Genomic DNA, 16577 nt, shown 5'->3' with positions numbered 1-16577 from the left:
AGTCTACTTATTTGAATTCTCAACCCGCAACACTATGGAATAAAAATTTTATCTTATTATGGTTAGGAAGTGCACAAACAAGGATGGGTACGGCGCTTTATATCGTCGCACTCTCCTATCTCGTCCTCGAGTTAACAGGAAGTCCTAAATATACAGCCTATGCCATCGCTGTGACAGCGATCCCCTATCTATTTAGCCCCCTCGCAGGTGCCCTCGTGGATCGGGTGGATACAAAAAAGTATTTAGTGATGGGTGACCTCCTTCGCGGTCTAGGTATGGTGTCACTTAGCCTTTTAGGGTGGAGTCATCTTCTCTCCATATCCGCTATCCTATGGATTTCCTTTTTCCTCGGCCTCATCGGTGTGATCTATATGCCGGCATTTGGTTCGCTTCTCCCACGGCTTGTCCCATCATCCGAGGTGGGTCGAGCCAATGCCCTTAATAATATGAACGCTGAAATTGCAACGCTGCTTGGCTTTACAATCGGTGGCATCTTGGTGAACGGGTTAGGGACATTAACGAGTATCCTCATCAATGGAATCACTTTTTTTATCATGGCGATCTGTATGGGGAGCATCCGCTTCCCACATCGCCCCCGCAATCGACAAAAAAGCACAAGCATCTGGGAGGATATCCGGCAAGGACTGATCTATTTATTCTCTTCTAAAATGTTATTGATGGTGCCCATCATTTTTGGATTATCGATGATCGCCTATAGCCCATTAGAAGCCTTAATGCCTATCAAAATGAAATCCCTTCACGCAGGTTCCAAAGAATTTGGTATCTACTTCGCTTGTATCACGTTAGGCTCCCTCGTAATCAGTAGCTATATCTCGAAATTTGGAAAAAGCCTTGATCCAAGGCGATATACATCGATTGGACTTTTTATCATGGGCATCTCTATCGTGGCTACCACGATGGCACCCCATCTTAGCATGGTATATATCAGTGCAATGAGCTTTGGCATGGGCTCATCCCTCGTAGGGATTAGCAATATGTCCTACGTTCAAACCAAGGTCAACGACGAATACCGAGGGAGAGTTTTTGGAGCCTTCGGGTTGATTGAACGGCTAGGAATGCCGCTGTCCCTCGCATTGATTGGCTTTCTTATCGATCATGTTAGCATGTCAGAAATTTTCTATGGGCTTGCGATGGTATTATTCATCACACTCATCCTATGGAGAATCGTCAGCCATCCGACTCGTCATGATCCAGCCGATGAGCTACCCAATCGCTTGTAGATCACTATGAACCTGACCGATCACAAAGCCCCTCTGTCAATTAAGAGGGGCTTTAGTGATGATGGATCATCCATCTGTTTTATGAGGGTGGTGATGATGCTTCGCTGATTTCTTCTTCTTATATTTCATCCGTCGCATAGTAATGTCTTCATGAATATTTTTAGTGCCACTATAGAGTCCTGTTGCGGATAATCCCATCGCCAGTCCAACCACAACACCCTGTACCCAATGATCTGGCGCTACAATAAATACCCCTGCCACCAATCCCATCACAACAGCCAATAGTGCGGCCCATTTAACCGGCAATCCCCACAGTTTAGCCATCTCTACCAAACCCATAATTAGAGGCACTAGTGCAACTCCGAACACCTGCTCATTCACCGGAGCACACCTCCTTATGTTTGTGAATAACTTACCGACAGGGAGAGCCTTTCTTCCTTATAATTAGAATATTACAATAATTACAAGTTGGTGTCTATACCATCGCCTTTTTGTGCCTCTTGACCGTACAGGAAATCCACCAACAAAAACATGTCATTTCGTTGTGGGGTGAATAACGATCAATCGCTCATTATGCAATCAATTTGCCAACATTTTTGGTGGTCAAAGCATGATCGTTAACGACACATGCCAAGTGGTCATGTACCGTCAAATCCCTTTGAAAATTCAAGGTCGGATAGCGGATTTTATTTTATCCTTTGAAGCCGTATTCAGTTTTGGTAAACTCGACCAGCATGGGCGAGCCCTGAATATTGGGGCAGTAGGTTTATTACCCAAGGAGGTAGATCCTTTTTTATCCTCGCTAAAAAGAAACCAAATTACGGTCTCCGTTCTTTCGGAGCAATGGCTTTTTTCTCGCCCTTCTGTCCATACTACTTATTTTCAATCCGTTGAAAACCCCTTCGTGTTTGCTCGGAAAGTAAAAGAAGCCCTTCAAACATTGACAGTAAAGCGTCTTCGCGTTCCTAAAGTAGACGGGAACTCACCGTTATGCAATTCCTTTGGAAAGATTATTGGCGGTCCATCCACGATCATTAATCAAACGTGCTCTGTAAGACTATACCGGAACCTTCCAGCAAGAATCCAAGGAAGAAAGGCACAATTTCCATTCATGTTCCCCGCAGTTTTTTTTAGCAAAGAAGATCCAAAGGAAGGATTCATCAACATCGGACTTATAGGCGTCCTTCAATCCGAAGTCAACCCGTTTGTTTCATCGCTACGACACAATGGGATCCTCGTGGGTGTCCTCACTAATCATTGGTTATTTAACCGACCCAAAATCCACTATATCCGTATTCAATCGACTCAACCCCCATTGCTATTCGCTCAGGGGGTAAGGAAAGCACTTCATACATTGAAATTTCAACAGTTCATTAGCTTCTAAAATCCCATCACCATGGGGGTATTTTAAATCGAATGGACATCAGACATCCACCACCATCACTTTTTCTTACGAGGAAAAACCAGATAAGAGAGCGAAATGACGGTATCGATCACCAAAATAACCGTCCAAACATCCAATATCCCTGAGATCACTTGATTCGCCTGTGAAGGAATTGCCTGTAAGTACGTCAGGAAAAGGAAAATGATTTGTGCAATTAAAAATAGAATGACATGTTTAAGCCATGTCTTGACCTCCCTTTTTGCATAATCCATATCAGGTTTTCCAATTTCTTCAGGCGGCGTTATCGAGGTGAGCGCTTCGGTCTTCTCACCCCGCCATTGCTTTATTTTCCGCTCAATAAAAGCATCTAACTTTCTAAAATCCTTTTTCCCGGAGGTAAGTGCATAGATAAGGAGAATTAAAATGATTACTTGATAGTTTGTCACCTTCCCTGTATTGATATAATCAAGAACCCCTAATGTAAAGATTGCAACTTCATTCCCAATAAAAATAGCAAAACTAACCCTGCTTATTTTTTTTAATTGAAACCAATAACGCGTAATAAAAAAACCCATTAATGAAAGCCAAAATGTCACTTCCATGCCGATAAGCAAAAACCATCGATATTCATTGATAACATCCACTTGGACTATCACTCCCCTTTTGCTCCAACATTCCATTTAGTTAATAATTACGCCCCCTAATAGTATGGAAAAATATTCAACACGTTGCAATATCAATTTTCACCTAATCTTTCCACAGGAGATCCCCCCTCCTTCTGTCGAATCCTTTTCCTATCATTCTATGGATAGAAGGGGAACCTTTCTAGATGGCGACACTATTAATTGCTGACCGAGACAACAACGAACGAATTGGCCTAGAATGGCTAGCGCGTTCCCACCCCCTTCCCTTTGAGACCATCCTAACAGTAGAAAATCTACCACAGTTACTGCTGACCCTGGAGCAACAGACTCCCGATGTCCTTTGTCTGGAACTTGATTCGATTTCACCTGAACACTGGGATGGGGTAAGACAAGCAGTCAAAGGATTTGCCAAAGCCATTGTCGCTATGACAGCGGAGGCAACCTTCGAACGAGCAGAGCAAGCGATTATGCTTGGAGCGGCGGATTTATGGATTAAGCCCCTGGATCCTGCTCGCATCCCGCGTGTATTAAGTCGGCTCTGTCGTGAACTTTCGGAACAAACACCCACGACCCCCACGGCTTCCACGTCAGGGAAAAGCGGGTATCCTGCTTTATTTTTAGACTCTGAAACCCTCGATGAAGAGCATCTCCTATACCTTATTCAACCAGAGACGATCGAACGGCTTCCCGCGCTGGTCCCACTATTAGAACAGCACCCTTTCTATCAGACACCACATATCTTACCATTAGATGATGCCATTGCTTGCTTAATTCCTACTCGAGCCAATTCCACGGAATCACTGCTCCGTCAGCAAGGATACCGTTTATTGGATTCCTGGGCAGCGTCCACAGGGGATGGTCTGACCGTCGTCATTCACCTCCCTGCCCCTACCGTAACCCTTCGCCAACAATATCTAACAGCCCGCCAAGCACTGCAGTGGCGGTTTTATCGGGGGACACGGCAGGTCATCTCCGTAACGGCTCCTGTTCGTTGGCAACCCCTCGACCCTTTTCTCACCCCGAAAGAACAGCAGGGTTGGATTGAAATGCTTGAGCAAAGGGATCGCGTTGCACTGGGACAATGGATGCACCAGGAGTTTCTTCGGCTTGACCCCCCATTCCCCGATCCTGGGTTGCTTCGTACACGCTTGACCAGCCTTCTTGCTCAAGTTCGGCGGTACATGCAGGCAGGTAACTTAGATAAGCACCCCGTCTTTGAGGAGCGTTATCATCACATTTTCGACTCCATCTTACACGGTCCTGTGCTTTACCGCATCGTACAAGATCTGATTCTTTTTGTTGAAGCACTTTTTGACGCAGTCGCAGAGGAACAACAAACGACGATGGACCCTGCTAAACAAGCTCTCCAATATATGCTTGCTCATTATCAAGATCCCTGGTTAAGTCTCGAGAAGGTTGCTACCCATGTGCAACGCAATGCATCCTATCTTAGTCACCTCCTTTCTCGTACACAAGGGAAACCCTTTCGTGAGCTTCTTGCTGATATTCGCCTCACGCAAGCGAAACGGTTATTAGAAACCACCCCCTTGTCTATTTCTGAGATCGCAAACCAAACAGGATTTAGCAATGCCAATTACTTTAGTCGCTTATTTAAAAAACAAACCGGCTGCTCCCCTCGTACCTATCGCGACCAAAAATAAAGGAAGAAAAACAAAATAAAGACACTTTCAATATAAGAAAGTGTCCTATTTTTATGGACATTTCCAAAGACCGTGCAAATCCCTCATCAGTGTCTTCTAGGATAGTGGAGGCTACTTTCCTATACTTAAAGGGAGAATTTATGTTGAGGAGGATGAACGTGACGGATAAACCGGCAACCAAGCGAATCATTCGCGCTAATCGTGGTACAGATCGACAAGCCAAGGGCTGGGTACAGGAAGCGGCTCTAAGAATGTTAATGAATAACTTAGACCCTGAGGTAGCAGAACGTCCCGAAGACCTTGTCGTCTATGGAGGGATCGGCAAGGCCGCTCGTAACTGGGAGTCCTTTGATGCCATTGTTGATACCCTTACGCATCTTGAAGATGATGAAACCATGCTCGTTCAATCAGGAAAACCTGTCGCGGTTTTTAAAACCCATCATGATGCACCCCGAGTCTTACTTGCCAACTCCAACCTGGTTCCTGCCTGGGCCAATTGGGATCACTTTCATGAGTTAGACCAAAAGGGCTTGATGATGTATGGCCAAATGACTGCTGGAAGCTGGATCTATATTGGGAGCCAAGGAATTGTCCAAGGTACCTATGAAACCTTCGCAGAATGTGCCCGTCAACATTTTGATGGTAGCTTAAAGGGTACCCTTACCGTTACCGCTGGGCTTGGCGGAATGGGTGGTGCTCAACCTCTTGCTGTTACGTTGAATGGTGGAGTTGTCATCGCTGTGGATGTGGATCCTGTCAGCATACAACGCCGCCTTGATACCCGTTACCTTGACCGAAAAGTGGATAGTCTTGAGGAAGCCATCACTCTCGCTGAAGAAGCGAAGCAAAAAGGAAAAGCGCTCTCCATCGGTCTCCTTGGTAATGCGGCGGAGATCCTTCCGCAAATGGTCGCCCAAGGATTTATCCCGGATATTGTCACCGATCAAACCTCAGCCCACGATCCCCTCAACGGATACTTGCCAGTGGGAATGACCCTTGCTGAAGCCGCATCCCTCCGCCAAAGTGATGCAGCGACACTGGTTGCTAAAGCAAAACAATCCATGGCGATCCATGTGCAGGCAATTCTGGATATGAAAGAAAAGGGTGCCATCGCCTTCGACTATGGCAACAACATCCGTCAAGTGGCTAAGGATGAAGGTATTGAAAATGCCTTTGACTTCCCTGGTTTTGTCCCTGCCTATATTCGTCCACAATTTTGTGAAGGAAAAGGCCCCTTCCGCTGGGTAGCTCTTTCTGGCGATCCAGAAGATATTTATAAGACGGATGAAGTCATTCTGCGAGAATTTGCAGACAACAAAGCGCTCTGCCACTGGATTCGCATGGCACGGGAGAAAATCGCTTTCCAGGGCCTTCCTTCCCGAATTTGTTGGCTTGGTTATGGGGAACGGGCACGCTTTGGTCAAATCATCAATGACATGGTCGCAAAGGGTGAGCTAAAAGCACCCATTGTGATTGGACGGGATCATCTTGACTCTGGCTCCGTCGCTTCCCCAAACCGGGAAACGGAAGGAATGAAGGATGGTAGTGACGCGGTAGCAGACTGGCCCATCCTAAATGCTCTCGTCAATGCTGTCGGTGGAGCAAGTTGGGTCTCCGTTCATCATGGCGGTGGGGTCGGAATGGGATATTCCCTTCACGCAGGGATGGTCATTGTCGCTGATGGCACAGAAGCTGCTGCCAAACGCCTTGAGCGCGTTCTTACGAGTGATCCAGGGATGGGCGTCGCCCGTCACGTCGACGCAGGGTATGAAAAAGCAGTCGAAACTGCTGAGGAACGCGGGGTTCACATCCCCATGTTGAAAAATAAAGCGACCGAGTAAAAAAAGAATTCCAGGCACTTATTTAGAACATCCATTTGGAGGAGATCCCATGAACATCCCTACAACACACACCCCTCTTTTTCTCCGCCACGCATCACAGCTTGTCACATTAAAAGGAAGTTCGAATGCTCCTTTGACGGGAGCGGAGATGGAGCAATTGCACATCATTGAGGATGGAAGCGTTTGGATCGAGGGTGGTCGAATTCAGCATGTTGGCACCGATGAAGAACTGGCTGCCCTCTATAAGGAACGCATGGCAGAGGCAGAGGTGATCGATGCATCTGGCTCCCTGGTAACACCAGGTCTTGTCGACCCCCATACTCACCTCGTCCATGCAGGTAGCCGCGAGAATGAATTTGAAAAACGTCTACAAGGTGCCACGTACATGGAAATCATGGCAGCCGGGGGAGGGATCCATTCCACCACCCGCGCCACTCGAGAGGCAAGCCACGACCAACTCCTCAAGGAAAGTCGCCGCCGTCTTGATGCTTTTCTGCTTCAGGGTGTAACCACAGTGGAAGCCAAAAGTGGTTATGGACTCGAGTGGGAACATGAAAAGAAGCAGTTAGAAGTCGCTCAGGAATTACATCGCACCCATATGATCGACATCGTCTCCACCTTTATGGGGGCTCATGCCGTCCCCGCGGACTACAAGGAACGCCCGGATGAATTTGTCGATCTCGTTATGAATGAGATGATCCCAGAAGTCGCCCGCCTTGGATTGGCGGAGTTTAACGATGTTTTTTGTGAGCGAGGCGTCTTTACCCCCGAGCAGTCCCGTCGCATCTTAGAAGCAGGGAAGAAGCATGGGCTTGCACCCAAAATTCACGCCGATGAAATTGAGCCCTATGCCGGAGCCGAATTGGCTGCAGAGGTGGGTGCGGTCTCGGCAGATCACTTGCTCCGCGCCTCGGAAGAAGGGATCAAAGCGATGGCGAATGCAGGAACCGTCGCCGTCCTTCTCCCTGGTACCGCCTTCTTCTTGATGGCTGATTCCGCTGACGCCCGGGCAATGATCGATGCGGGTGTACCCGTTGCCCTCTCTACTGACTGTAACCCAGGCTCTTCCCCCACAGTCTCTCTGCCTTTGATCATGAACTTAGGCTGTCTGAAAATGGGGATGACGCCTGCGGAAGCACTAACGGCCACGACGATCAACGCAGCTCACGCCATTCGGCGGGGCCATGAGGTGGGTAGCTTAGAAAAAGGCAAGAAAGCCGACTTGGTCCTATATGATGTCTCGGACTATCGGAGCCTACAATATGCCTATGGCGTCAATCACGCACGCACCGTGATTAAAGCAGGACACGTCATTGTACGCGATGGTGTACGCGTCGGATAACGTCCTATGTGCCTTTGACTCTCCCTATCAAAAAACCATTGAGGAGATGGAAACCCGAAACGCGTTTCCATCTCCTCTGATGTACCATCTCCATCGATCGAGGAGGTTTCTATGAAAATATTCCCCTACCCTATGCTTACACCACCGCCCTTCCGCTGGCACCGTGATGAAGCAATAGCTGAACCCAAGGTCCATGAATGGATTCGTCCCCTTCACTTAGATGGGTCCTCCCCCTTTGAAAATAAGGGGATTGACATCGCCATTCTTGGAGCCCCCTTGTCACGCTCTTCCATCAGTGCCTCGGCAGCAAGTGAGACTCCTGATGCTTTTAGACGTGCATGGCGCTCCTTTACCCCCTATAACTTGGAAGAAGACGTTGATCTGACTCCCCTTCGAGTCGCTGATTTAGGCGATGTCCGTCAACATGTTACAGACATCGCCCAGTGCCATACCCATATACGTAACGCAATGACCGCCCTCCGACATCACCTTCCCCAAACACTACCAATCACTATCGGGGGCGATCATTCCATTACCGCCATGCTGATCAAGGGGTGGAAGGAAGCACACCCGACCGAACAAGTCGGTCTCCTACAACTGGATACCCACTATGATCTGCGCCCCTTAGAGGAATTTGGGGCTGCCAACGGTACCCCTGTTCGTAATCTGATCGAAAGTGGCACGTTGAAAGGATCCAACGTATGGAACATTGGGCTTCACGGATACTTTAATTCTCGCTCACTCAAGCACTATGCGGATCAAGTCGGGGTGAACGGGATCACCTTGAAAGAAACACGCAAAAAAGGAATCGCCGCAACCATCCGTCACGCCCTTTCCCATTTAGATAAGGAAGTCGACACCATCTATCTCACCCTCGATATGGATGTCCTCGACCTATCCAATGGCCCAGGTACTCCAGCCGGTATGCCTGGCGGATTGCGAACCGATGAACTCTTAGAAGCGATGTTGATTGCAGGCGCTCATCCAAAGGTAAAAGCAATGGATATCGTTTGCCTGGATCCACGAAAGGATATTGGATCGATTACCGTGTTTACTGCGGTAAATGCGATGTTGAACTTTATGGTTGGCGTAATCAAACGAGGAGAAGCTTAAGCTTCTCCTCGTTTTTACAACGATTATACTGGACTAATCTTAGCAGCGATCCGGTCCAAGGCTTCTTGTACCGTTGTCGGATCAGGATCTGTCCAATCTGCCGGATCATCCGGTGTATACGCGACTCCAAAAGCATCATTGACTCGAACCAAGGATGTACGGCTCCCTACAATACTCACGCGAGAGCGAATCGGAATAGAATCATCGGTTATTCGAACCCTAGTAAAAATATCATCCACACCATTCACATTTAAAGCTCCTGAGTTAGGAAAAGGATTAAAGATATTCTCCGTGATAGCAAAGCTCGTGATATTTAAAGGATCAATCGGAATATGACCGGATTGAACATTGATATTGATATTTCCATTGATGCCGCCACCGACTAAATTTACTTGAGCATCCGTATCGCTCTGTGAATTAATGGTGATATTCCCGCTAGAAACAAAGGATGAAAACATGACCATATTAATTCCATTTTGTGTGTAGCCGCTGAATAACATGGAGTCACGAATATTGACCTGATTGACTGAAGTAGTTAATGCTGTAAACACCATCGTTGGCGAGACGTTCACACTAACAAAGAAAAGTTTCCCGCTAAAACTACTAATCGTTCGAAAATTAAAATCAAGGGGTGCAGTTAACAATGACAGATCTGCAAATCCGGATCGATTATCATTTTGAAATCCCGTTTCAGTCCAGGATGGATCATCTATATCGAAGGAAATCGACAACCGAGTTAATAAGGTACTGGCTCCAATCAATTGAACGTTTGCTTTTAGATGAATCGTATCGGTTTCCGTATAATTACCAGGGCCAATGAAAATAGCATAACGTTTCGTGGGTGTCGCATCTGTGATCGATGCCATTGCAGCCGAGACTGTCAAGAATGGATTACATTCCGAGCCATCTCCAGTCGTATCATTACCTGCTTTATTTACATTCACAATTTGGGTCGCTACTGGTAAAGGTTCTGTGCAAAATGGTGTTGCAGTATTGATCTCACCAGGTAGAGCTCTTTGGAAGTCGACAACATTCCCTTGCGGATCGATGGTGAAAACGGTGGCCGTTATATTGTTTCCTCCTCCTGGATCCGGAGAGGTTGTCAATCGAACGCCAAACACCTTAACCTGAAGTGGGAGTCTTACGGGTAGCTCAAAAACCGGACCACTATCGGATGTCGTCGATGAACCAAAGGCTAGAAGCCCTACTTCATTTTGCGCATAGATGATCTGCTGTGCGTATCCTTTTGCATTGGGTTGTGTAACTTGATACACCTCAATGCGTACATTCGCCGGCTCTTCATCCCCGATATTTTCTACCCGAACAAACAATCGCTTACCAATGCGGCCGCCTGCATCCGTATTGACGACTGGACCCGTATCATAGACTGCCAATATTCTCCCCCCACAACTCTTGGCTTAGAATTCATGAATAACATTTACAACCGTTATTCTTCGATCACTTATTATTCAGTAAACGTTTCCAATCATTCGATTTATATGTCGCACCCATTTACAGAAGAAGTATGACCGATATACATTATTTCGTTGTTTGACATACTCGCTCTTTTATACAGATTATGTCGGTACTACTTTATTCAATTCACCAGGTAGAACTCGTTGAAAAGAGATAACATTTCCTTGTGGATCGACGGTGAAGGCGGTGGCCGTTATATTGTTTCCTCCTCCTGGATCCGGAGAGGTTGTTAATCGAACACCAAACACCTTAACCTGAAGTGGGAGCCTTACGGGTAGCTCAAAAACCGGGCCACTATCGGATGTCGTCGATGAACCAAAAGCGAGAAGCCCCACTTCATTTTGAGCATAGATGATCTGCTGTGCGTATCCTTTCGCATTGGGTTGTGTAACTTGATACACCTCAATGCACACATTGGCTGGCTCTTCATCTCCGATATTTTCTACCCGAACAAACAATCGTTTACCAATGCGACCACCTGCATCACGATTGACGATTGGACCCGTATCATAAACCGCCAACATTCTCCCTCCCACACCTTTTGGTTTAGCATTCATGAATAATATGTATTCACATTTTTCCCACCATGTTCTGATATCGTAGATAAACCAAGGATCGCGATGTTGAACGTTATGGTTGAATGATTGAGCGGCTCAACTATCTCATTGGCATTCGATTCATAACTTGAGAGAGCTTCGCTCTATATTTCGGTATGTATTTATTCCTATTCACGAAATATAAAGTTCTAGCGTGTTTGATCATCTTCTATCGATCTTGCTACATTTAAAAGGTCTTCCATTTTTGCACATCGGATGATTATTCAAAGAATCAGGGAAAATTCGCGGTAAGGTGCTTCTCCTCTTTGACAACGTACTCACATAGAAAATCGGCGACCTGACTCAACATCACAAAAGAGGGGGGTTCTATGCACAATCCAGGAGCATTCAATTTTAATCGCGTTCGGTGGACGATTTTCACCTTGTTAACGCTATCCTTTATTCTAGGATTCTTTCACCGTTTTGCACCCGCTGCCTTTGCCGAAGCGGTACGGGGAGAGTTTCATATCTCTGCCGCTGCGTTGGGCACCCTGGCTTCCATGCACTTTTATACCTATACTGCTATGCAAATTCCTTCTGGCATCCTCATCGACCGCTTTGGGGCTCGGTTGAATGTCAGTATTGGAGCGATCATTGCCGGCTTAGGTTCCATCCTATTTGGACTCGCTCCTTCCTTTGCCATCGCGAGTTTAGGACCCTTTATTGTTGGACTAGGGGTATCCACGATTTTTGTTGGCATTATGAAAAGCAACAGTTTATGGTTCCGTGAAAATCAATACGGATGGATTAGCGGAATAACCATGTTACTGGGCAATCTAGGATCTGTCCTAGCTGCTCAGCCCTTAGCAATGCTTCTTGAGTGGTTTTCCTGGCGGAGTATCTTTGTCACTGCGGGGGCTTTATCTGTTGTTCTCTCCCTCCTTACCTATTTGTTTGTACGGAATTCACCACAAGAAGCAGGGTTCCAGCCAGGGAGTCAATATATCCAATCACAGCGGGATCTGCCAAAGAAGCCCTGGATCCACGATTTACAAAGGGTGATTCACAACAAAAACATCTGGTTTACCTTAGGTGCAGGTATTGGGACCAACTCGACCTTTTATGCCTTTGCCGGATTATGGGGGATTCCATTGTTGCGGGATGGGTTCCATCTTTCCAACAATCACGCATCCTTCTATACAACGTTAGCCCTTGCTACCTATGGACTGGCGTCCCTTGGTATCGGATGGTTTTCTGATAAACTGGGCGTTCGAAAGCCTATGATTATTCTAGGGAATTTACTCTCATTTGTCGGCTGGATTGGACTTGCACTTCTACCTTGGACACCGGGTTGGAGTGGACTCTTCCTTTATCTACTCGTCGGTGCCTCTGCTTCACAAATTGTCATTACCTTTGCTGTCGTTAAAGAAGTCGTTTCACCCTCGATTAGCGGGATGTCCCTGGCCTTTCTAAATGCCGGAATATTTTTGGGGGTGGCTTTACTGCAATCGGTTTTTGGTTGGATCATGGACATCAGTAATGCGGGGAATGTCATTCATGGGGCGACACAATACGTCCTCCATGACTATATCGGTGGACTCTTATTGTTTGCCGCAATTAGCTTCGTGGGCATCCTTTCCAGCCTAACCGTTACCGAAACCCACTGCCAAAGCCTAACCGAGGAAAAAGTTTTGTAAATCGGTGCTAATTCCCCCCTTTCACACCAAGGACGCCCTTTTCTGTACTTCCCATAGAAAAGGGCGTCCGCTTACGCTTGCCTACGTTCTTTTCATTAACCCGCTTTTTGAGGCATCACATGGGTGCTCGGTTCCCTTCGTAGCCAACCACTTAATCCCAGAACGGCGATTGCAGCGAATGTCATCAGAACCGCCAACATCATATAGGCGTAACTGGCTCCCCTAACGACCACTACTTGGGTAAAACTACCCAATATCAGCATACGAAGAAGATAGCCTATCCCATTTAAAAAGCTATGGACTCTCCCAATCATCGCATTGGGTACCCACTCCATGATCAGTGTATTTCGAGCAATACGGGTACCTGCATTCCCCAAACCTTGAAAGAGCTCCATCGCAAGAAATACGAAGGTGATTGGGAACCATGCGATCCCCCATGTAGCAATCGCAAATATGACAACCATCCAGCGAATGATCCGCCTGGTCGTCATGCGCCGGATGAAAAATGGTAGAGAAAAACCAGCCAATACTGCTCCTACAGCATAAACCATCTCTCCTCCCGCTAGGGTTGATGCACCATCACCTAATGTATGTTGAACAAAGATGGGATTCAGATAGTTGCCCGCCATCACACCGAGGAATGGAAATAAAGCGAAGAGGAGAAAAAAGGTCAGTTTCGGTTGATGACGTAGCCATTGAAAGCCCTCTTTCATATCCTTAAGCCAGGTAATCCGCTTCCCTTCCCCGCTATTCGCCTCTTTAAAGCTGATGAGTAAAATCATTAAAAAGCTAATCCCAAAGGTCATCGCATCAACGAATAAAATGGTAGAGAGTTCCCAAATTTCAATGAGCCATACACTTAATCCTCCACTGATCATGGCACCTGCTTGCCCTTGCACTTCCAACACACTATTGACCGATGTATATTGCTTAGGACTGACAAGCAATTGGACAAAAGCAAATTGCGTGGGATAGTGAATCGTATAGTAAAGAAAACTTCCCGCACTGATTATTATGAAATGCCAGGCCCCGTATTCTCCCCCCAGCATTCCCCATATCGCAAAGGGAAGAGTTAATCCTATCCCAAGTAACTGATTGACCATTAAAATATTCCGCCTCCGGAAGCGATCGACTATCACGCCTACCCACGGAGCAAGTAGAAATGAAACCCCCGTCATCCCCAACATAAACCAACCATAAATCTCCTTGCCACCCTCTTGCGCAATCAACATCCATGGTACAGCTACCCCTGTAATCCCTGATCCAATTGCAGAAGTCATATTTGCAACAATTAACTTCCACAGGTTAGGGGGATAGTGAAGCCCTCTCATAAAAACGTTCTCCTCTCTCTATCCCATAAACTATCTAAAGCTTATCATCCACGATTGCAAACCGCATCAGATCATTGAAGGAATGCCCTTCTCCTCCGATCGACCCTTCCTTTCTCAGTCAAATGTCCGATGGAGATTCTCAAGGGTCCCCTTGCAAACAGATAAAAATGCGCATCGGTTCAATAGCACATTTGTTAAAGAAAGATAGATGAACCGCCGTGCCTGCAAATCTCTTCCTTCATACTATTGAATATAGAATGACACTGAAAGCGAGGAAGAAGACTTGGCGAGTAAAAACCACCCCATACAACTTTCTGGGGGAAACGCATCGGGCTTTTTTGTACGTACCCAATTTAACTTCTCCGCCACACCAAGGACGTATGCTTGCTTTTTAAGCGGCCTAGCTGATCGAAACGTAAGTATTACTGGGATTCTTGAGACAGTCATTGGTAGACGTCGACGTGTTCGCGTTGTTGTCTCTCAACCAAATGTTGAAAGAAGGAGAGACTTGGTTAAAACTCGGAACGTCTTAAAGAACCTGGGCATTCCTTTTCGTGAAACGAAAGTGATTCAAGCCAGAGTGATTAACATTCCCACGGGAGTCCCTGGGGTCATTCGTTCTTTTAATAATGCGCTTTATTGTAAAATGCGAATCAGCAACACCTATATTGGTGAAAACAGCTATATTTATATTGACGTAGCCAATCGAAATATTCCGCAAGCCCTCCGTATTCTACGTATGATGAGCCCTCCTCAATGCCCCACGAATTGCCCATAATTGACATGCCCATTGATAATCCAACTCCTTAGAGAGGGGGGTGAACATGATTCATAGAAAGCGCCCCATTCAGATCTCCGGAGGGAGTGGTCCACGGTTTTTTATACGTACCCAATTTAACTTCTCCGCCACACCAAGGACGTATGCTTGCTTTTTAAGTGGCCTAGCTGACCGAAACGTAAGTATTACTGGAATTCTTGAGACAGCCATTGGTAGACGTCGACGTGTTCGCGTTGTTGTCTCTCAACCCAATGTTGAAAGAAGGAGAGACTTGGTTAAAACTCGGAACGTCTTAAAGAACCTGGGCATTCCTTTTCGTGAAAAGAAAGTGATTCAAGCGAGGGGTGACTTCTCTGGTATCCCTGGCGTCATTCGCACGTTTAATAATGCGCTTTATTGTAAAATGCGAATTAGCAATGAATATATCGGTGAAAATACCTATATTTATTTTGATGTCGCCAATCGAAATATTTCGAGAGCTTTGCGTATCCTGCGCATGACGCCTATTCCCCAGTGCCCCACCCGTTGCCCTTGATTTTTGGAAATTGGTCTACCTCCTGTCAAATCATCAGCGACGAAAAAGCCCACTTTGTTAGTGGACTTTTTCGCTGTGCTTCTCTATATCCTCTATCTTTACAAAGCGGTATCCTTTCTTACGCAGTAAGGGTACCGCATCACGTATCCCCTCTGCGGTTTCTCCCTCAGGGTGATTCATATGACCGATCACAATCGATCCTGGACGTGCATGAAATAGTGCTTCTTTCACCTGTAACCGATTATAGGTCGCCCCTGCATCCCCTAGGATATTGAAATTAACCACCTCAATCCCTAACTCCTTGGCGGCAGCCACTGTGACATCATCATAATAGGCCGTCCCAGATCGAAAGTATCGCGGCATTTTCCCTGTGATGGAAGCAATTTTACGCTGGTTGGTTACGATTTCATCAAGGGCATCCTTTAAACTTTTCGTTCCTTTTATGCCATAGATGGATCGTCCATTGACTGATAAAGGACGATGTTCGGTACCATGATTGGCTATTTCAAATAGTGGATTCTTAGCCAACTGACGAAATCGTTTCGGATTCGCATCGATCCACCGGCTATTAATAAATAGGGTAGCAGGGATTTTTTCACTCGCCAAGTATCGAAGAAGACCTTCATCCACTTGACTTCCCTTTGCACCTCCGCACGCGTCAAAGGTAAGGGCCATTACCCGTTCCTTAGTAGGTAAACGTAGCCTGACACCCGGCACTTTTTCTCCCCAATAAGTCGGCGTACGATCCTCATACTTTTTGAGTACGTGATTTACTCTCTCTTGTGAAAGATGCATAGAAGGAGAAGAAGGCATCTCTTTGTCTTTGACTTTGTTTTGCTTTTGTTGAGAAGTCATTCGGCTGGATTTTGGTTGTGGATCAGGTATGGGAGAATACGGAATCAACCCATATACGATGCCTCCGATCATTAGCAATGTCACGATCACCAACATCCCTATCCATTTTACACGCTTACGCAACGGTTCACCTTCTTCGCTTC

General features: G+C 46.4%; 15 protein-coding genes. 9 read left to right on the top strand and 6 right to left on the bottom strand.

Translation table 11 applies throughout. The features are described 5' to 3' along the window. Nucleotides 1-11 precede the first annotated feature (11 nt). The gene (locus CHX35_RS05575) at nucleotides 12-1241 is read left to right on the top strand and encodes an MFS transporter (protein WP_091835159.1); all 1230 of its coding nucleotides are present in this window, start codon (nucleotides 12-14) and stop codon (nucleotides 1239-1241) included. 66 nt (nucleotides 1242-1307) lie between these two features. On the opposite strand, the gene CHX35_RS17430 is transcribed toward CHX35_RS05575, so the two are convergent. Then, nucleotides 1308-1622, bottom strand: coding sequence for a hypothetical protein (locus CHX35_RS17430; RefSeq protein WP_176391907.1), 315 nt, complete (start codon nucleotides 1620-1622; stop codon nucleotides 1308-1310). 172 nt (nucleotides 1623-1794) lie between these two features. Between CHX35_RS17430 and CHX35_RS05565 the strand changes: the two genes are divergently transcribed. Next, on the top strand, nucleotides 1795-2625 hold the full coding sequence (locus CHX35_RS05565; protein WP_342743102.1) for a DUF1259 domain-containing protein: 831 nt from the start codon (nucleotides 1795-1797) through the stop codon (nucleotides 2623-2625). 56 nt (nucleotides 2626-2681) lie between these two features. Here CHX35_RS05565 and CHX35_RS05560 read toward each other — a convergent pair whose 3' ends face one another. Beyond that, entirely contained in the window at nucleotides 2682-3281 is a 600-nt protein-coding gene (locus tag CHX35_RS05560; RefSeq protein WP_140413555.1) for a hypothetical protein, read from the bottom strand. A 173-nt stretch (nucleotides 3282-3454) separates the two neighbouring features. On the opposite strand from CHX35_RS05560, the gene CHX35_RS05555 reads away from it, so the two are divergent. The 4 genes from CHX35_RS05555 to CHX35_RS05540 all read left to right on the top strand — a co-directional run bounded on the left by CHX35_RS05555 (nucleotide 3455) and on the right by CHX35_RS05540 (nucleotide 9226). After that, nucleotides 3455-4930 (top strand): response regulator transcription factor, encoded by a 1476-nt coding sequence (locus CHX35_RS05555; protein WP_091835150.1) that lies wholly within the window; start codon nucleotides 3455-3457, stop codon nucleotides 4928-4930. Nucleotides 4931-5088: 158 nt separating this feature from the next. Then, on the top strand, nucleotides 5089-6771 hold the full coding sequence (hutU, locus tag CHX35_RS05550) for a urocanate hydratase (protein WP_245838656.1): 1683 nt from the start codon (nucleotides 5089-5091) through the stop codon (nucleotides 6769-6771). 49 nt (nucleotides 6772-6820) lie between these two features. Then, on the top strand, nucleotides 6821-8113 hold the full coding sequence (hutI, locus tag CHX35_RS05545) for an imidazolonepropionase (RefSeq protein ID WP_091835145.1): 1293 nt from the start codon (nucleotides 6821-6823) through the stop codon (nucleotides 8111-8113). A gap of 111 nt (nucleotides 8114-8224) precedes the next feature. Continuing rightward, nucleotides 8225-9226 carry an agmatinase family protein gene (locus CHX35_RS05540; RefSeq protein ID WP_091835142.1) on the top strand — a complete coding sequence of 334 codons (1002 nt, stop codon included), beginning with the start codon at nucleotides 8225-8227 and terminating at the stop codon, nucleotides 9224-9226. A 23-nt stretch (nucleotides 9227-9249) separates the two neighbouring features. Here CHX35_RS05540 and CHX35_RS05535 read toward each other — a convergent pair whose 3' ends face one another. After that, nucleotides 9250-10620, bottom strand: coding sequence for an exosporium leader peptide (locus CHX35_RS05535; protein ID WP_245838654.1), 1371 nt, complete (start codon nucleotides 10618-10620; stop codon nucleotides 9250-9252). A 183-nt stretch (nucleotides 10621-10803) separates the two neighbouring features. Continuing rightward, nucleotides 10804-11223 carry a hypothetical protein gene (locus CHX35_RS05530; RefSeq protein WP_091835139.1) on the bottom strand — a complete coding sequence of 140 codons (420 nt, stop codon included), beginning with the start codon at nucleotides 11221-11223 and terminating at the stop codon, nucleotides 10804-10806. A gap of 404 nt (nucleotides 11224-11627) precedes the next feature. On the opposite strand from CHX35_RS05530, the gene CHX35_RS05525 reads away from it, so the two are divergent. Next, the gene (locus CHX35_RS05525; RefSeq protein ID WP_091835136.1) at nucleotides 11628-12935 is read left to right on the top strand and encodes an MFS transporter; all 1308 of its coding nucleotides are present in this window, start codon (nucleotides 11628-11630) and stop codon (nucleotides 12933-12935) included. A 95-nt stretch (nucleotides 12936-13030) separates the two neighbouring features. On the opposite strand, the gene CHX35_RS05520 is transcribed toward CHX35_RS05525, so the two are convergent. Beyond that, on the bottom strand, nucleotides 13031-14266 hold the full coding sequence (locus CHX35_RS05520) for an MFS transporter (RefSeq protein ID WP_091835133.1): 1236 nt from the start codon (nucleotides 14264-14266) through the stop codon (nucleotides 13031-13033). Between the two features lie 283 nt (nucleotides 14267-14549). Here CHX35_RS05520 and CHX35_RS05515 point away from each other — a divergent pair, with 283 nt between their 5' ends. Together CHX35_RS05515 and CHX35_RS05510 are read left to right on the top strand one after the other, a co-directional pair. Beyond that, a complete protein-coding gene (locus CHX35_RS05515; protein ID WP_091835130.1) occupies nucleotides 14550-15044 on the top strand; it encodes a hypothetical protein in 495 nt (164 codons plus the stop codon). A 46-nt stretch (nucleotides 15045-15090) separates the two neighbouring features. Beyond that, nucleotides 15091-15579: a hypothetical protein gene (locus CHX35_RS05510; RefSeq protein WP_091835127.1), complete on the top strand. Its 489-nt coding sequence runs from the start codon at nucleotides 15091-15093 to the stop codon at nucleotides 15577-15579. Nucleotides 15580-15636: 57 nt separating this feature from the next. On the opposite strand, the gene CHX35_RS05505 is transcribed toward CHX35_RS05510, so the two are convergent. Beyond that, nucleotides 15637-16557: a polysaccharide deacetylase family protein gene (locus CHX35_RS05505; RefSeq protein ID WP_245838652.1), complete on the bottom strand. Its 921-nt coding sequence runs from the start codon at nucleotides 16555-16557 to the stop codon at nucleotides 15637-15639. Between the last annotated feature and the right edge of the window lie 20 nt (nucleotides 16558-16577).

Source organism: Marininema halotolerans, from assembly GCF_900116235.1.
In the GTDB taxonomy this organism is placed as follows: Bacteria; Bacillota; Bacilli; order Thermoactinomycetales; family DSM-45169; genus Marininema; species Marininema halotolerans.
The sequence above is the reverse complement of the archived record's forward strand: the minus strand, read 5'-3'. Positions and strand labels throughout refer to the sequence as shown.

Coding starts and splice junctions, on each gene's coding strand:
- CHX35_RS05525 (WP_091835136.1), top strand. CDS start 11,628: ATGCACAATCCAGGAGCATTCAATTTTAATCGCGTTCGGTGGACGATT.
- CHX35_RS05555 (WP_091835150.1), top strand. CDS start 3,455: ATGGCGACACTATTAATTGCTGACCGAGACAACAACGAACGAATTGGC.
- CHX35_RS05540 (WP_091835142.1), top strand. CDS start 8,225: ATGAAAATATTCCCCTACCCTATGCTTACACCACCGCCCTTCCGCTGG.
- CHX35_RS05510 (WP_091835127.1), top strand. CDS start 15,091: ATGATTCATAGAAAGCGCCCCATTCAGATCTCCGGAGGGAGTGGTCCA.
- hutI (WP_091835145.1), top strand. CDS start 6,821: ATGAACATCCCTACAACACACACCCCTCTTTTTCTCCGCCACGCATCA.
- CHX35_RS05520 (WP_091835133.1), bottom strand. CDS start 14,266: ATGAGAGGGCTTCACTATCCCCCTAACCTGTGGAAGTTAATTGTTGCA.